The sequence below is a fragment of the Buttiauxella sp. AC142 genome, assembly GCF_979253435.1.
Map to the genome: position 1 here is coordinate 570,129 of NZ_CEEDCH010000001.1, position 17,194 is coordinate 587,322.

General features: G+C 51.9%; 15 protein-coding genes. 14 read left to right on the plus strand and 1 reads right to left on the minus strand.

The genetic code is table 11. The features are described 5' to 3' along the window. The first annotated feature begins 7 nt into the window (after positions 1-7). The 13 genes from AC0IWZ_RS02595 (at position 8) to lpxC (ending at position 16,088) form a co-directional block, all read left to right on the plus strand. Positions 8-1,774: a peptidoglycan glycosyltransferase FtsI gene (locus AC0IWZ_RS02595; RefSeq protein ID WP_034493354.1), complete on the plus strand. Its 1,767-nt coding sequence runs from the start codon at positions 8-10 to the stop codon at positions 1,772-1,774. Next, the gene (murE, locus tag AC0IWZ_RS02600) at positions 1,761-3,248 is read left to right on the plus strand and encodes a UDP-N-acetylmuramoyl-L-alanyl-D-glutamate--2,6-diaminopimelate ligase (RefSeq protein WP_471678208.1); all 1,488 of its coding nucleotides are present in this window, start codon (positions 1,761-1,763) and stop codon (positions 3,246-3,248) included. The genes AC0IWZ_RS02595 and murE overlap by 14 nt, the downstream gene beginning before the upstream one ends. Continuing rightward, positions 3,245-4,603, plus strand: coding sequence for a UDP-N-acetylmuramoyl-tripeptide--D-alanyl-D-alanine ligase (murF, locus tag AC0IWZ_RS02605; protein WP_410373859.1), 1,359 nt, complete (start codon positions 3,245-3,247; stop codon positions 4,601-4,603). The genes murE and murF overlap by 4 nt, the downstream gene beginning before the upstream one ends. Next, positions 4,597-5,679, plus strand: a complete 1,083-nt coding sequence (mraY, locus tag AC0IWZ_RS02610) for a phospho-N-acetylmuramoyl-pentapeptide-transferase (RefSeq protein ID WP_034493359.1) — start codon at positions 4,597-4,599, stop codon at positions 5,677-5,679. The genes murF and mraY overlap by 7 nt, the downstream gene beginning before the upstream one ends. A 2-nt stretch (positions 5,680-5,681) precedes the next feature. Beyond that, on the plus strand, positions 5,682-6,998 hold the full coding sequence (gene murD / locus AC0IWZ_RS02615) for a UDP-N-acetylmuramoyl-L-alanine--D-glutamate ligase (protein WP_471678207.1): 1,317 nt from the start codon (positions 5,682-5,684) through the stop codon (positions 6,996-6,998). Continuing rightward, positions 6,998-8,242, plus strand: coding sequence for a cell division protein FtsW (gene ftsW, locus AC0IWZ_RS02620; RefSeq protein WP_034493362.1), 1,245 nt, complete (start codon positions 6,998-7,000; stop codon positions 8,240-8,242). The genes murD and ftsW overlap by 1 nt, the downstream gene beginning before the upstream one ends. Beyond that, positions 8,239-9,306 carry an undecaprenyldiphospho-muramoylpentapeptide beta-N-acetylglucosaminyltransferase gene (gene murG, locus AC0IWZ_RS02625; RefSeq protein ID WP_471678206.1) on the plus strand — a complete coding sequence of 356 codons (1,068 nt, stop codon included), beginning with the start codon at positions 8,239-8,241 and terminating at the stop codon, positions 9,304-9,306. The genes ftsW and murG overlap by 4 nt, the downstream gene beginning before the upstream one ends. Before the next feature lie 66 nt (positions 9,307-9,372). After that, positions 9,373-10,848 carry a UDP-N-acetylmuramate--L-alanine ligase gene (gene murC / locus AC0IWZ_RS02630; protein WP_034493366.1) on the plus strand — a complete coding sequence of 492 codons (1,476 nt, stop codon included), beginning with the start codon at positions 9,373-9,375 and terminating at the stop codon, positions 10,846-10,848. Beyond that, positions 10,841-11,761 carry a D-alanine--D-alanine ligase gene (locus AC0IWZ_RS02635; RefSeq protein ID WP_034493368.1) on the plus strand — a complete coding sequence of 307 codons (921 nt, stop codon included), beginning with the start codon at positions 10,841-10,843 and terminating at the stop codon, positions 11,759-11,761. Before murC ends, AC0IWZ_RS02635 begins: the two co-directional genes overlap by 8 nt. Position 11,762: 1 nt before the next feature. Continuing rightward, positions 11,763-12,596 carry a cell division protein FtsQ gene (ftsQ, locus tag AC0IWZ_RS02640; protein ID WP_410373862.1) on the plus strand — a complete coding sequence of 278 codons (834 nt, stop codon included), beginning with the start codon at positions 11,763-11,765 and terminating at the stop codon, positions 12,594-12,596. Between the two features lie 2 nt (positions 12,597-12,598). Continuing rightward, the gene (ftsA, locus tag AC0IWZ_RS02645; protein ID WP_034493371.1) at positions 12,599-13,855 is read left to right on the plus strand and encodes a cell division protein FtsA; all 1,257 of its coding nucleotides are present in this window, start codon (positions 12,599-12,601) and stop codon (positions 13,853-13,855) included. Between the two features lie 63 nt (positions 13,856-13,918). After that, complete coding sequence (ftsZ, locus tag AC0IWZ_RS02650; protein WP_064539921.1) at positions 13,919-15,070, plus strand: cell division protein FtsZ; 1,152 nt, start codon at positions 13,919-13,921, stop codon at positions 15,068-15,070. 100 nt (positions 15,071-15,170) lie between these two features. Continuing rightward, entirely contained in the window at positions 15,171-16,088 is a 918-nt protein-coding gene (gene lpxC, locus AC0IWZ_RS02655) for a UDP-3-O-acyl-N-acetylglucosamine deacetylase (protein ID WP_034493373.1), read from the plus strand. Between the two features lie 8 nt (positions 16,089-16,096). On the opposite strand, the gene AC0IWZ_RS02660 is transcribed toward lpxC, so the two are convergent. Further along, a complete protein-coding gene (locus tag AC0IWZ_RS02660; protein ID WP_034493375.1) occupies positions 16,097-16,615 on the minus strand; it encodes a DUF721 domain-containing protein in 519 nt (172 codons plus the stop codon). 22 nt (positions 16,616-16,637) lie between these two features. Between AC0IWZ_RS02660 and secM the strand changes: the two genes are divergently transcribed. After that, positions 16,638-17,144 (plus strand): secA translation cis-regulator SecM, encoded by a 507-nt coding sequence (gene secM / locus AC0IWZ_RS02665; RefSeq protein ID WP_034493376.1) that lies wholly within the window; start codon positions 16,638-16,640, stop codon positions 17,142-17,144. Positions 17,145-17,194: the final 50 nt, after the last annotated feature.

A 17,194-nucleotide genomic window follows, 5' to 3' on the forward strand; every position in this document is an offset into this window, starting at 1 on the left:
GTGGCAGATGAGAGCAGCGGCAAAAACGCTTAAACCGAAACGCCAGGAAGAACAGGCCAACTTTGTAAGTTGGCGTTTTGCGTTGCTTTGCGGTTGCATTTTGCTGGCGCTGGTTTTCCTGTTGGGGCGCGTTGCCTGGCTGCAAATCATCGCGCCAGACATGCTGGTACGCCAGGGCGATATGCGTTCCTTGCGTGTGCAGGAAGTCTCAACTTCCCGTGGCATGATTAGCGACCGTGCAGGCCGCCCGTTGGCCGTCAGTGTACCAGTTAAGGCGATTTGGGCGGACCCGAAAGAGTTGCACGACGCAGGCGGCATTACGCTGGATAACCGCTGGAAAGCGTTGGCAGATGCGCTGAAAATCCCTCTCGATCAGCTCGCCTCCCGCGTTAACAGCAACCCGAAAGGTCGCTTTATTTATCTGGCACGTCAGGTAAACCCGGATATTGGCGACTACATCAAAAAACTCAAACTTCCGGGGATTCATCTCCGTGAAGAATCTCGTCGCTACTACCCTTCAGGCGAAGTAACTGCTCACCTCATTGGCTTCACCAACGTCGATAGTCAGGGGATTGAAGGCGTTGAGAAGAGCTTTGATAAATGGCTAACCGGGCAACCGGGTGAGCGCATTGTGCGTAAAGACCGCTTTGGTCGCGTGATTGAAGACATCTCTTCAACCGACAGCCAGGCTGCTCACAACCTTGCGTTGAGCATTGATGAACGCTTACAGGCGCTGGTTTACCGCGAGCTAAACAACGCCGTGGCCTTTAACAAAGCCGAGTCGGGTAGTGCGGTACTGGTGGATGTGAATACTGGTGAAGTTCTGGCGATGGCAAACAGCCCGTCTTACAACCCAAATAATCTTAGCGGCACGCCAAAAGATGTGATGCGTAACCGTACCATCACGGACGTTTTCGAGCCGGGTTCGACAGTCAAACCGATGGTTGTCATGACCGCGCTGCAACGTGGCGTCGTGCGTGAAAATACCGTTCTGAATACCGTGCCGTACCGCATCAATGGTCATGAGATCAAAGATGTGGCGCGCTACAGCGAATTGACCCTTACCGGGGTGCTACAGAAGTCGAGTAACGTCGGGGTTTCAAAACTGGCGTTAGCGATGCCCTCCTCAGCGTTAGTAGATACTTACTCACGTTTTGGATTGGGAAAAGCGACCAACTTGGGGCTGGTCGGAGAACGCAGTGGCTTATATCCGCAAAAACAACGGTGGTCTGACATAGAGAGGGCCACCTTCTCTTTCGGCTACGGGCTAATGGTAACCCCGTTACAGTTAGCGCGAGTCTACGCAACGATTGGCAGCTACGGCGTGTATCGCCCACTGTCGATTACGAAGGTTGATCCGCCGGTTCCTGGTGAACGTATTTTCCCGGAACCGCTGGTTCGTACCGTCGTCCATATGATGGAAAGTGTGGCATTACCCGGTGGTGGTGGCGTGAAAGCAGCCATCAAGGGATACCGCATCGCCATTAAAACCGGTACGGCGAAAAAAGTCGGTCCGGATGGAAAATACGTTAACAAATACATTGCTTACACCGCAGGCGTTGCGCCAGCGAGTAACCCTCGATTTGCATTGGTTGTGGTGATCAACGACCCACAGGCAGGGAAATATTACGGTGGTGCCGTCTCTGCACCTGTGTTCGGTGCCATCATGGGCGGCGTTCTGCGCACCATGAATATCGAACCGGATGCTCTGGCGACAGGTGAAAAAAGTGAATTTGTAATTAATCAAAATGAGGGATCAGGTGGCAGATCGTAATTTGCGCGACCTTCTCGCTCCGTGGGTGCCAGAGTTGCCTTCGAGAGTACTGCGAGAAATGACACTCGATAGCCGCGTGGCGGCTTCGGGCGACCTTTTTGTGGCTATAGTCGGTCATCAGGCGGACGGGCGTCGATATATCCCGCAGGCAATAGCGCAAGGTGTGGCCGCTGTTGTTGCTGAAGCTGAAGGCGAGGCAACCGACGGTGAAATCCGTGAAATGCACGGTGTGCCCGTGATTTATCTGAGCCAACTGCATCAACGTCTTTCTGCTCTGGCTGGGCGTTTTTACCACCAGCCCTCGAGCGCGTTGCGCCTGGTTGGCGTAACTGGCACTAACGGCAAAACCACTACGGCTCAATTGCTGGCGCAGTGGAGCCAGTTATTAGGCGAAACCAGTGCGGTGATGGGTACTGTGGGCAATGGCCTGCTGGGTCAAGTCAAACCTACCGAAAATACCACTGGCTCTGCCGTCGATGTACAGCAAGTGCTTGCTAACCTGGCTGAACAGGGGGCGAGCTTTGCCGCAATGGAAGTTTCTTCCCATGGCCTGGTTCAGCACCGGGTTGCTGCATTGAAATTTGCCGCTAGCGTGTTCACTAATCTGAGTCGCGATCACCTTGATTACCATGGCGATATGGCGGGCTATGAAGCGGCTAAATGGCTGCTGTTTTCAGAGCACGATTACGGCCATGCCGTCATTAATGCTGATGATGAAGTCGGACGCAAATGGCTGGCGCGTTTGCCTGATGCCGTTGCTGTTACGATGGAAAATAATTTACAGCCTGGCTGTCGTGGCCGCTGGTTGAAAGCAACCAATGTGCATTATCACGATGGCGGGGCGACCGTTCAGTTCAGTTCTTCCTGGGGGGACGGGGAAATTGAAAGCCGCCTGATGGGGGCCTTTAACGTCAGTAACCTGTTATTGGCGCTCGCGACTTTGCTGGTTCTTGATTACCCAATCAACGAATTGCTGAAAACGGCACCAAGCCTGCAACCTGTTTGCGGCCGCATGGAAGTATTCAGTGCTCCGGGTAAACCGACAGTGGTGGTGGATTATGCCCACACGCCGGATGCCCTTGAGAAAGCATTACAAGCCGCTCGTTTACATTGCAGTGGCAAGCTGTGGTGTGTGTTCGGATGCGGCGGTGACCGCGATAAAGGCAAGCGGCCAATTATGGGTGGCATAGCCGAGCAATATGCGGATGTAGTGGTCGTTACCGATGACAACCCGCGTACTGAAGAGCCGAAAGCCATTGTTGCCGATATCCTGGTTGGCATGCTGGATGCGGGCCGTGCACATGTGGTTTCCGGGCGCGCCGAAGCGGTAACAAACGCCATTATGCAGGCGAAAGAGAATGATGTGGTTCTGGTGGCAGGCAAAGGTCACGAGGATTATCAGATTGTTGGAACGCAGCGCCTGGATTACTCCGACCGCATTACCGCCGCTCGCTTGTTGGGGGTTTTGGCATGATTCGCGTTTCCTTGAGCCAACTGGCCACTGTCCTGAATGGAGAGTTGCATGGTGCAGATGCTGACATTATTGATGTCACCACGGACACGCGCAAACTCACGCCAGGGTGTCTGTTCGTTGCACTGAAAGGTGAACGTTTTGATGCTCACGATTTTGCGCAAGATGCAGTGAACGGCGGGGCAGGGGCGTTGTTGGTTAGCCGTAAGCTGGATGTGAATGTTCCACAGCTTGTGGTTGCTGATACGCACCAGGCGTTCGGCGAATTGGCCGCATGGGTTCGCCAGCAAGTGCCAACGCGTATTGTTGCGCTGACCGGCTCTTCCGGCAAAACCTCCGTTAAAGAGATGACCGCCGCAATTTTGCGCCAGTGTGGCAACACGCTGTATACCGCAGGCAACCTCAATAACGATATCGGCGTGCCAATGACGCTGTTACGCCTGACGCCAGAATATGAATTTGCGGTTATTGAGCTGGGTGCCAACCACCAGGGCGAAATTGCCTGGACGGTGAATCTTACCCGCCCGGAAGCAGCTTTGGTCAATAACCTCGCTGCGGCACATCTGGAAGGATTTGGTTCACTTGCCGGTGTTGCGAAAGCAAAAGGTGAGATTTTCGCAGGGCTGCCGGATAACGGTATCGCGATTCTCAATGCAGACAATAACGACTGGCTGAACTGGCAAGAAGTGATTGGCGAACGCAAAACCTGGCGCTTCTCGCCAAATGCCACGGGCAGTGATTTTACTGCGACTAACGTGCATATCACTGTGCATGGCACAGAGTTCACCATCAAAACGCCGGTTGGCGATATAGACGTGACTTTACCGCTACCGGGTCGTCATAACATCGCTAACGCACTGGCGGCGACGTCGCTTGCAATGGCGGTGGGCGCAACGCTCGAAGCGGTCAAAATTGGCCTTGCCGATCTTAAAGCCGTTCCTGGTCGTCTGTTCCCGATACAACTTTCTGAAAACCAACTTCTGCTTGATGACAGCTACAACGCCAACGTGGGATCGATGACTGCCGCCGCACAGGTGCTGTCTGAAATGCCGGGTTTTCGCGTGATGGTTGTCGGCGATATGGCTGAATTAGGTGAAGAATCTGTTGAGTGCCATCGCCAGGTCGGTGAGGCAGCAAAAGCATCAGGCATTGATTGTGTTTTAAGTGTAGGCACACTGAGTGAAATTATCAGTCAAGCCTCTGAAGTTGGCGAACATTTTACCGATAAGCCTTCTTTAATCGTGCGCCTGAAGGCGCTCATCGCCGAGCATTCAATGATAACTATTTTAGTGAAAGGTTCACGTAGTGCCGCTATGGAGCAGGTAGTACGCGCATTACAGGAGAATGGAACATGTTAGTTTGGCTGGCCGAACATTTGGTCAAATATTATTCCGGCTTTAACGTCTTTTCGTATCTGACGTTTCGCGCCATTGTCAGCCTGCTGACTGCTCTGTTCATCTCGTTATGGATGGGGCCGCGCATGATTGCTCGTTTGCAGCAACTTTCTTTCGGCCAGGTTGTGCGTAACGACGGTCCTGAATCCCATTTCAGCAAACGCGGAACGCCAACCATGGGCGGGATTATGATCCTGACCTCCATTGTTATCTCCGTATTGATGTGGGCTTATCCGTCAAACCCGTACGTCTGGTGCGTGTTGTTTGTCCTGGTCGGCTACGGTGCGATTGGCTTTGTTGATGACTATCGCAAAGTCGTACGTAAAGACACCAAAGGTTTGATTGCTCGCTGGAAGTATTTCTGGATGTCCGTTATCGCGTTGGCGGTAGCTTTCACGATGTACAGCGCAGGAAAAGGAACGCCAGCCACCGAGCTGGTTGTGCCGTTCTTTAAAGATGTGATGCCGCAACTTGGCCTGTTCTATGTGCTGCTGGCGTACTTCGTCATCGTTGGCACCGGGAATGCGGTTAACCTGACCGATGGCCTTGATGGCCTGGCGATTATGCCTACCGTGTTGGTGGCTGCGGGCTTTGCGCTGGTCGCCTGGGCTACGGGTAACATTAAGTTCGCCGGATATTTGCATATTCCTTATCTGCGACATGCTGGGGAGCTGGTTATCGTCTGTACGGCGATTGTTGGCGCAGGGCTGGGTTTCTTGTGGTTCAACACCTATCCGGCGCAAGTTTTCATGGGTGATGTTGGCTCTCTGGCTCTGGGCGGCGCGCTCGGAACCATCGCGGTACTGCTGCGTCAGGAATTCCTGTTAGTGATCATGGGCGGCGTGTTTGTGGTTGAAACGCTGTCGGTGATTTTGCAGGTCGGTTCCTTCAAATTGCGCGGACAGCGCATTTTCCGTATGGCCCCAATTCATCATCATTATGAATTGAAAGGTTGGCCGGAGCCGCGAGTCATTGTGCGCTTCTGGATTATTTCGCTGATGCTTGTTCTGATCGGCCTGGCTACCCTGAAGGTGCGTTAACTATGACTGATTACCAGGGTAAAAAAGTCGTCATTATTGGATTGGGCCTCACCGGCCTGTCCTGTGTTGACTATTTCCTCGCACGTGGTGTGACACCGCGTGTGATGGACACCCGCATCTCGCCACCGGGTCTGGATAAATTGCCAGAATCGGTCGAGCGACACACTGGCTCACTCAACGAAGACTGGTTGTTAGCGGCTGACTTGATTGTTGCCAGCCCTGGTATTGCTATCGCCCATCCAGCCCTTAGCCGTGCGGCAGACGCTGGCGTTGAAATCGTGGGTGATATCGAACTGTTTTGTCGTGAAGCACAAGCGCCGATTGTGGCCATTACCGGTTCTAACGGTAAAAGTACCGTCACGACTTTAGTCGGTGAAATGGCTAAAGCGGCTGGCGTGAATGTGGGCGTAGGTGGAAACATCGGCTTACCTGCACTGATGCTGCTTGATCCAAACCGCGAGCTTTATGTACTCGAATTATCCAGCTTCCAGCTAGAAACCACCTCAAGCCTGAAAGCGGCTGCGGCGACCATTCTTAATGTCACCGAAGATCATATGGATAGATATCCTTTCGGGCTGCAACAGTATCGTGCCGCTAAATTGCGCATTTACGAAAACGCCGCAGTTTGCGTGGTGAATGCCGATGATGCACTGACGATGCCTGTACGTGGTGCAGATGTACGCTGCATTAGCTTTGGTGTGGATGTCGGCGATTACCACCTGAATCATCAGCAAGGCGATACCTGGCTGCGTGTGAAGGGCGAAAAAGTGCTGAACACCAAAGAAATGAAAATCGTGGGCCGACACAACTATACCAACGCACTTGCAGCGCTGGCACTGGCTGATGCCGTGAAACTCCCACGCTCCAGCAGTCTAAAAGCATTAACCACCTTTACAGGCCTGGCGCACCGCTTCCAGCTTGCATGGGAACGTAACGGCGTGCGTTGGATTAACGACTCGAAAGCAACCAACGTCGGTAGCACAGAGGCGGCGCTGAACGGCTTGAAAGTGGAAGGTACATTGCACCTGTTATTGGGTGGCGATGGTAAATCTGCGGATTTCTCGTCCCTCAGCCAGTATCTGCAAGGCTCCGCAATTCGACTCTATTGTTTTGGCCGCGATGGAGCTGAACTTGCGTCACTGCGCCCTGATGTTGCCGAGCAAACTGAAACCATGGCTGAGGCGATGAAATTGATTGCCACCCGTGTCCAACCCGGTGACATGGTTCTGTTATCACCAGCATGCGCCAGCCTCGATCAGTTCAAAAACTTTGAACAGCGTGGCGACCAGTTTACTCAACTTGCGAAGGAGCTTGGCTGATGCGCTTATCTCTCCCTCGCCTGCGAATGCCACGAGTGCCAGGATTTGCCATCCTGAGCTGGCTGGCGTCGGCAGTTAAAGGCTGGGTGATGGGCACCAAAGAAGCCGACTCAAATAACATCGTAATGTATGACCGCACGATGCTATGGCTGACTTTCGGGCTGGCGGCAGTCGGTTTCATTATGGTGACTTCTGCCTCCATGCCTGTAGGGCAGCGTCTGGCGAATGATCCGTTCCTGTTTGCCAAACGTGACGGTTTGTACATCATCCTGGCGTTTGCATTAGCGATGGTCACACTGCGTTTGCCGATGGATTTCTGGCAGCGCCACAGTACTGCAATGCTGCTGTTATCCATTGCGATGTTATTGATTGTACTGGTGGTCGGTAGCTCGGTTAACGGTGCGTCGCGTTGGATTGCATTCGGCCCATTACGTATTCAGCCTGCAGAATTCACGAAGTTGTCGCTGTTCTGTTATCTCGCCAACTACCTGGTTCGTAAGGTAGATGAAGTGCGTAATAACCTACGCGGCTTCCTCAAACCGATGGGTGTGATCCTGGTATTAGCGGTGCTGCTTCTGGCGCAGCCTGACTTAGGTACGGTTGTTGTGTTGTTTGTGACGACACTGGCAATGCTGTTCCTGGCAGGGGCAAAACTTTGGCAGTTCCTGGCCATCATCGGCATGGGGATTTCTGCCGTCGTGCTGCTGATCCTCGCCGAACCGTATCGTATCCGCCGCGTAACGTCCTTCTGGAATCCGTGGGATGACCCGTTTGGCAGTGGATACCAGTTGACACAATCTCTGATGGCATTCGGTCGCGGGGAATTGTGGGGGCAGGGATTAGGTAATTCGGTTCAAAAACTCGAATATTTGCCGGAAGCACATACCGACTTCATCTTCTCTATCATCGGAGAGGAGCTCGGATATATCGGTGTGGTGCTGGCTTTATTGATGGTATTCTTCGTCGCTTTTCGTGCGATGTCCATCGGTAAACGTGCGTTAGAAATGGACCAGCGTTTTGCGGGCTTTTTGGGCTGCTCAATCGGGGTTTGGTTTAGTTTCCAGGCGCTGGTAAACGTTGGTGCGGCCGCAGGTATGTTGCCAACCAAAGGCCTGACTTTGCCGCTTATCAGTTACGGTGGTTCGAGCCTGTTAATAATGTCTACAGCAATCATGATGTTGCTGCGAATTGATTATGAAACACGTCTGGCTAAAGCTCAGGCGTTTACGAAGGGTGTGCGATGAATAATCAAACCCGGCGGTTAATGGTGATGGCGGGCGGGACTGGCGGGCATGTGTTCCCGGGTCTTGCTGTCGCGCATCACTTAATGGCTCAGGGCTGGCAAGTGCGCTGGCTCGGAACCGCCGATCGTATGGAAGCAGATTTAGTTCCGAAGCATGGAATCGAGATCGACTTTATTCGTATTTCAGGTTTGCGTGGTAAAGGCCTGAAGGCAATGTTGCTGGCTCCGGTGCGTATTTTCAACGCCTGGCGTCAGGCGCGGGCCATCATGAAAGCCTATCGCCCGGATGTGGTACTCGGAATGGGGGGTTATGTTTCAGGCCCTGGCGGCCTTGCGGCATGGTCACTCGGTATTCCGGTGGTATTGCATGAGCAAAATGGCATTGCTGGTTTAACCAATAAATGGTTGTCAAAAATTGCCAAAAAGGTCATGCAGGCGTTCCCTGGCGCCTTTCCGAATGCGGACGTAGTGGGTAATCCGGTGCGTACCGATGTATTAGCGCTGCCATTACCACAAGAACGTTTTGCGGGTCGTGAAGGCCCAGTCCGAGTTTTAGTGGTGGGTGGTTCGCAGGGCGCTCGGGTACTGAACCAGACGATGCCGCAAGTGGCGGGTCGTTTGGGCGATGCCATTACTATCTGGCACCAGTCAGGTAAAGGTGGCGAAGAGTTTGTTAAGAAAGGCTATGCAGAAGCCGGGCAGCCTCAGCACAAAGTGACCGAATTTATTGATGATATGGCTGGCGCATATGCGTGGGCTGATGTCGTGGTGTGTCGCTCCGGTGCATTAACCGTCAGCGAAGTCGCGGCCGCAGGTTTACCTGCATTGTTTGTTCCCTTCCAGCACAAAGATCGGCAGCAATACTGGAATGCGCTGCCGTTGGAAAAGGCTGGAGCGGCAAAAATACTGGAGCAACCGCAGTTTACCGTGGATGCCGTTACCCAAACTCTCGCCGGGTGGGACAGAGCGACGTTATTGGCAATGGCCAAGCGTGCGCGTGCTGCATCTATTCCTGATGCCACAGAGCGGGTAGCAAAAGAAGTGAGCGCCGCAGCACTGGCGTAATCATTGTGGGCGGACTGTTGCCCATGAATATTTGAAGTAATGGCGTTTGACGCTGCAGGTTAGAGAATGAATACACAACAACTGGCGAAACTGCGTTCTATCGTGCCCGAGATGCGTCGCGTCCGGCATATTCACTTTGTTGGCATCGGCGGCGCCGGTATGGGCGGTATTGCTGAAGTTTTAGCTAATGAAGGTTATCAAATCAGCGGGTCTGATTTGGCACCGAACCCGGTCACTCAGCAGTTGTCGGCGCTAGGCGCCACGATTTATTTCAACCATCGCCCTGAAAATGTGTTGGATGCGAGCGTTGTGGTGGTATCCACCGCAATCTCAATGGATAACCCGGAAATTGTTGCCGCTCATGAAGCGCGTATCCCGGTTATTCGTCGTGCTGAAATGCTGGCCGAGTTGATGCGTTTTCGTCACGGCATCGCTATTGCGGGTACGCACGGCAAAACAACCACTACGGCGATGGTTTCCAGTATTTATGCAGAAGCAGGGCTTGATCCTACTTTTGTGAACGGTGGCCTGGTTAAAGCCGCGGGAACCCATGCTCGCCTGGGTCACAGCCGTTACCTGATTGCTGAAGCAGATGAAAGTGATGCGTCATTCCTTCATCTGCAACCGATGGTTTCAGTGGTAACGAATATCGAAGCTGACCACATGGATACCTACCAGGGCGACTTCGAGAATTTAAAGCAGACGTTTATTAACTTCCTGCACAACCTGCCGTTTTATGGTCTGGCTGTGATGTGTGTAGACGATCCAGTTATTCGTGAATTGCTGCCACGTGTGGGCCGCAAGATCACCACTTACGGTTTCAGCGAAGATGCAGATGTTCGCATTGAAAACTACCAGCAGAAAGGGCCGCAAGGGCATTTCACGATTGTGCGTCAGGATAAACCTGCTCTGCATGTGACACTGAATGCGCCGGGTCGCCACAACGCGTTAAACGCGGCGGCAGCGGTCTCTGTTGCGACAGAAGAAGGCATTGATGATGAGGACATTCTGCGCGCGCTGGAGAGCTTCCAGGGAACCGGGCGTCGCTTTGATTTCCTCGGTGAATATCCGTTAGCGCCAGTAAATGGTAAAGAAGGCAGTGCCATGCTGGTGGATGACTACGGTCACCATCCGACAGAAGTGGATGCCACCATTAAAGCGGCTCGTGCAGGTTGGCCGGATAAAAATCTGGTGATGATCTTCCAGCCGCACCGTTATACGCGTACCCGTGATCTGTACGACGACTTTGCTAACGTATTGTCGCAAGTGGATTCCTTGTTGATGCTGGACGTTTATGCTGCGGGTGAAGCGGCTATTCCTGGCGCTGACAGCCGTTCATTGTGCCGTACTATCCGTGGACGCGGAAAAGTTGATCCCATTCTGGTGCCGGATGCGAATCAGATCGCTGATATGTTGTCTCCGATCTTGTCGGGAAATGATTTGATCCTGGTGCAAGGTGCAGGAAATGTCGGGAAAGTTGCCAGAAACCTGGCTGAATGCAAATTGCAGTCCCACACTAAGGAGGGAGACCAACATGGCTGAGAAAATCGCTGTCCTGCTGGGCGGGACTTCCGCTGAGCGTGAGGTGTCATTGCAATCAGGTGCTGCGGTACTCGCAGGCCTGCGTGAAGCTGGAATTGATGCGCACGAAGTTGACCCGAAAGACACACCAGTCACTGAGCTGAAAGCGCAGGGTTTCGACAAAGTCTTCATTGCCTTACACGGCCGTGGTGGAGAAGACGGCACCCTGCAAGGGTTGCTGGAATTTCTGAAATTGCCTTATACCGGCAGCGGCGTGATGGCTTCATCTATCTCCATGGATAAGCTGCGTACCAAATTGCTGTGGAAAGGTGCTGATTTACCTGTCGCTCCGTGGGTTGCACTCACGCGCCGTGATGTCGAAGCCGGTATTTCTGCAACCACAGTAGAACAGATTGCAGGCTTAGGGATGCCAGTCATCGTTAAGCCAAGCCGTGAAGGCTCAAGCGTGGGTATGTCTAAGGTTGATAATGTTTCAGCCCTGCCTGCAGCGCTTGAATTGGCCTTTGAACACGACGAAGAAATTCTGATCGAGAAGTGGCTCAGTGGCCCTGAGTACACGGTTGCGATTGTTGGCGAAGAAATATTACCGTCAATTCGTATCCAACCCGCTGGAATTTTCTATGATTATGAGGCGAAGTATCTCTCTGATGAGACACAATATTTCTGCCCGGGCGGTTTAATCGAGCAACGCGAGCAAGAATTACAGGCTTTAGTGCTGCAAGCCTGGCAAGTTTTGGGGTGCAGCGGTTGGGGACGCGTAGACGTCATGCTGGATAGTGACGGCCAGTTTTATTTACTGGAAGTGAACACTTCTCCGGGCATGACCAGCCACAGTCTGGTGCCAATGGCGGCACGTCAGGCTGGGATGACATTCTCGCAACTGGTAGTGCGGATTCTGGAGTTGGCAGACTGATATGTCGCAAGCAGCTCTGAATACGCGTAATCGCCAGGAAGAAGAAGAAACCAGTTCTCGTCGCAGTAACGGTGGGCGACTGGCCGGGATTATTTTCCTGAGCGCAGTACTGTTTACGGTATTTATCGGCGGCTGGATTGTGGTCGGCTGGATGGAAGATGCACAGCGGTTGCCATTGTCTAAGTTAGTGGTTACTGGTGAACGGCATTACACCCGTAACGATGATATTCGCCAGTCAATTCTGGCACTGGGGCCACCGGGCACCTTTATGACCCAGGATGTGAATATCATCCAGCAGCAAATTGAACGTTTGCCATGGATCAAGCAGGCGAGCGTGAGAAAGCAATGGCCAGACGAATTGAAGATTCATCTGGTTGAATATGTGCCTATAGCGCGCTGGAATGATCAACATATGATTGATGCGCAAGGAAATGCGTTCAGTGTTCCAGCAGAAAGAGCCACAAAGCAGACTTTACCTATGTTATCCGGGCCAGAAGGCAGTGAAGGTGAAGTCTTGCAAGGTTACCGCGCAATGGGCGACGTGCTGGCAAAGGATAAATTTACATTGAAAGAAGCGGCAATGACCGCTCGGCGCTCCTGGCAATTGACGCTAAATAATGGCATCAAACTTAATTTAGGTCGGGGCGAAACAATGAAACGCCTGAGTCGTTTTGTAGAACTTTACCCGGTTCTGCAGCAGCAAGAGCAAGCCGACAATAAAAGGATTAGTTATGTCGACCTGCGTTATGACTCCGGCGCGGCGGTAGGTTGGCAGCCCGCTCCCGTAGAGGAATCTAATCCTAATCAGCAACAGAATCAGGCACAGGCAGAATAACAATGATCAAGGCGACGGACAGAAAACTGGTAGTAGGACTGGAGATCGGTACCGCAAAGGTTGCCGCTTTAGTAGGGGAAGTTCTGCCTGACGGTATGGTCAATATTATTGGCGTGGGTAGTTGCCCATCGCGTGGTATGGACAAAGGTGGCGTAAACGATCTCGAATCAGTCGTAAAATGCGTTCAGCGCGCGATTGATCAGGCCGAATTAATGGCGGATTGCCAGATATCTTCGGTCTACCTTGCGCTGTCAGGTAAACATATTAGCTGTCAAAACGAGATTGGCATGGTGCCAATTTCCGAAGAAGAAGTGACGCAGGAAGACGTTGAGAACGTTGTTCACACCGCGAAATCAGTACGCGTACGTGACGAGCATCGTGTTTTGCACGTAATCCCGCAAGAATATGCAATTGACTACCAGGAAGGCATCAAAAATCCTGTAGGTTTATCTGGTGTGCGCATGCAGGCTAAAGTGCACTTGATTACCTGCCATAACGACATGGCTAAAAACATCGTCAAAGCTGTTGAACGATGTGGTCTGAAAGTTGACCAACTGATCTTTGCAGGACTTGCTGCAAGCTATGCAGTTTTGACTGAAGATGAGCGTGAATTAGGGGTCTGCGTAGTCGATGTCGGTGGTGGTACAATGGATATTGCGGTCTACACTGGCGGCGCGTTGCGCCACACCAAAGTTATTCCTTATGCAGGGAACGTGGTAACCAGTGATATCGCTTATGCCTTCGGCACACCGCCGAGTGATGCAGAAGCCATTAAAGTGCGTCATGGCTGCGCTCTGGGTTCGATTGTTGGTAAAGATGAAAACGTTGAAGTGCCAAGCGTAGGCGGGCGTCCGCCACGTAGCCTGCAACGTCAGACGCTCGCAGAAGTTATCGAGCCACGTTATACCGAACTTCTGAATCTGGTAAACGAAGAGATTTTGCAATTACAAGAACAACTTCGCCAGCAAGGTGTGAAGCACCACCTGGCGGCGGGGATTGTACTAACGGGCGGCGCGGCGCAAATTGAAGGGCTGGCAGCCTGTGCGCAACGTGTGTTCCATACGCAAGTTCGTATTGGACAACCGTTAAATATTACAGGCCTGACTGATTATGCCCAGGAGTCTTATTACTCCACAGCAGTCGGCTTGCTGCACTACGGGAAAGAAACACATCTCAGTGGTGAAGCAGAAGTGGAAAAACGCTCCTCTGTCGGCTCATGGATTAAGCGAATCAACAGCTGGCTGAGAAAAGAGTTTTAATTTTTATAAGAGACCAGACAAAATTAGTGGTCTCAGGCGACAGGCACAAAACGGAGAGAAACTATGTTTGAACCTATGGAACTGACCAACGACGCGGTGATTAAAGTCATCGGCGTCGGTGGTGGCGGCGGCAATGCCGTTGAACACATGGTGCGTGAACGCATCGAGGGTGTTGAATTCTTTGCAGTGAATACCGACGCTCAGGCGTTACGCAAAACTGCTGTAGGCCAGACAATCCAGATTGGTAATGGAATTACCAAAGGTCTGGGCGCTGGAGCGAACCCTGAAGTGGGTCGTACCGCTGCGGAAGAAGACCGCGACGCGTTACGTGCAGCCCTTGAAGGCGCAGACATGGTATTTATCGCCGCAGGTATGGGTGGCGGTACTGGTACAGGTGCAGCACCTGTCGTGGCTGAAGTTGCTAAAGACTTAGGCATTCTGACCGTTGCCGTCGTGACCAAGCCTTTCAACTTTGAAGGCAAGAAGCGCATGGCTTTCGCGGAGCAGGGTATTGCCGAGCTGTCTAAGCATGTTGACTCCTTGATCACCATTCCTAACGACAAATTACTGAAAGTACTGGGTCGCGGTATCTCTTTGCTTGACGCTTTTGGCGCAGCAAACGATGTACTGAAAGGCGCAGTGCAGGGTATCGCAGAGTTGATTACCCGTCCGGGTCTGATGAACGTCGACTTCGCAGACGTGCGCACCGTAATGTCCGAAATGGGTTATGCCATGATGGGCTCTGGTGTTGCAAGTGGTGAAGACCGTGCAGAAGAAGCTGCTGAAATGGCAATTTCCAGCCCGCTGTTGGAAGATATCGATCTTTCTGGCGCACGTGGTGTTCTGGTCAACATTACTGCTGGCTTCGACCTGCGTCTGGACGAGTTTGAAACTGTGGGTAACACCATCCGTGCGTTCGCATCTGATAATGCCACCGTGGTTATCGGTACTTCTCTGGACCCAGAGATGAACGACGAACTGCGTGTTACTGTTGTTGCAACCGGTATTGGTATGGACAAACGTCCAGAAATCACCCTGGTGACCAACAAACAAACTCAGCAACCTGTCATGGATCGCTACCAGCAGCACGGTATGGCTCCGCTTCAGCAAGAGCAAAAACCTGTTGCCAAAGTAGTTAACGACAACACGCCACAAACGACGAAAGAACCTGATTATCTGGATATTCCAGCGTTCCTGCGTAAGCAAGCTGATTAAGAATAAACCGGAAGTTGGGGATCTCAGCTCTTTGTGCTAAACTGGTCCACCGATTGTGATATACACTTCGGTTGGATAGGTAATTTGGCGAGATTATACGATGATCAAACAAAGGACATTAAAACGTATCGTTCAGGCGACTGGCGTCGGTTTACATACCGGCAAGAAAGTCACACTGACGTTGCGCCCTGCGCCGGCAAATACCGGGGTCATCTATCGTCGCACCGACTTGAATCCTCCGGTAGATTTTCCGGCAGATGCCAAATCTGTGCGTGATACCATGCTCTGTACTTGCCTGGTGAACGAGCACGATGTGCGGATTTCTACCGTTGAGCACCTGAACGCCGCCCTGGCTGGGTTAGGTATTGATAACATCATTATTGAAGTCAATGCCCCAGAAATCCCAATTATGGACGGTAGTGCAGCGCCATTCGTCTACCTGCTGCTTGATGCCGGGATTGACGAATTAAACTGTGCGAAGAAATTTGTACGCGTCAAAGAAACGGTTCGCGTTGAAGACGGCGACAAATGGGCTGAGTTCAAGCCGTACAATGGTTTCTCGTTGGATTTCACCATCGACTTTAACCACCCGGCGATTGATGCCAGTACTCAACGTTACAGCATGAACTTTTCTGCCGACGCATTTATGCGCCAGATCAGTCGTGCTCGTACTTTCGGTTTCATGCGTGATATCGAATATCTGCAGTCCCGTGGTTTGTGCCTGGGCGGCAGCTTCGATTGTGCCATCGTTGTTGACGATTATCGCGTACTGAACGAAGACGGTTTGCGTTTTGAAGACGAATTCGTTCGTCACAAAATGCTCGATGCGATTGGTGACTTGTTCATGTGCGGCCATAACATTATCGGCGCGTTTACCGCCTATAAGTCAGGTCATGCACTGAATAACAAATTGCTTCAGGCGGTTCTGGCGAAGCAGGAAGCCTGGGAATGGGCAACCTTCGAAGACGATGCCGAACTTCCGTTAGCGTTCAAAGCACCAAAAATGGTTCTGGCATAACACCAGAATTATTTATTGCGACTGGTTTCATTGGTACTCTCTCCGGCCAATGATGCCAGTCGTTCTATTATTGCCTTCAATTTCTCAGGGCTACGTTCAGCCACCATTCTTAATGCCTCAGCACTTTGCTGGCTCAACACTCTGTTAACCCCTTCAGTTTTTCCTTTCGCTGTCTGAATGCTGTTTTCTTGTACTGATTCTTGCCCAATTGCAGCCAGTGATGGATTAATCCTGATGTCGATTGATGTCAATGATGGTAATATTTGCGCACGTAATGCACTCAATAGTGTGGCTTGTTCATAGCGTAAGCGCATCAGCCAACTAGCATTTGCAGTTTCAAGTACGAGAATGCCTTGTCGAAAATTTGCGACCCGGCACCAGGGATGTAGTTGAGCGGGTAATATTCCTTTCACCGCCCTGTTGAGCCGAAGTAGCGCAGTGGCACGTTGTTGCACGTTTTGCAGCACGCTTTCGGCACCAGCATCATCGAACAAATGATCTAAAGATTGTGGGCGACTATCACGCATACATAATGCTCCGGCGGAAAAAGTGATTGGTATTCTAAATCGTTGGCGACAGTTTGGCAGACGTTATTTCTGGCCGCATCTCTTATTGGGGATGGTCGCGGCGAGTTTTGGCATGCCTGCGCTCAGCCAAAATACCGAACCTACAGCCCCGGCAGAAACCTCTACCAGCAGTCACGACTACCTGAACAAAGTCAGCTTTAATAGTCTGGCATTATTGCAGGAAAGTACCCGACGACCATCATTTAGTGTCGATTACTGGCATCAACATGCGATTCGTACAGTAATACGCCACCTTTCTTTTGCTATGGTGCCTCAAACACTACCGGTCGCGGAAGAGAGCTTGCCACTTCAGGCACATAAACTCGCTTTACTGGATACGCTCACCGCGTTACTCACCCAGGAAAGCAAACCGCCCGTAATTGTGCGCCACATTGCGCTTTGGCAACCGCCAGCTGTCGAGACTTTTAGTCCTGCCATCTGGATTAGCCAGGTTCACGGTATTCGCGCCGGTCCACTACGCCTCAGCTAAAACCATTCCCTTTAATTATAACGTTATTTTAGCTCTACCCTGACGGTAGG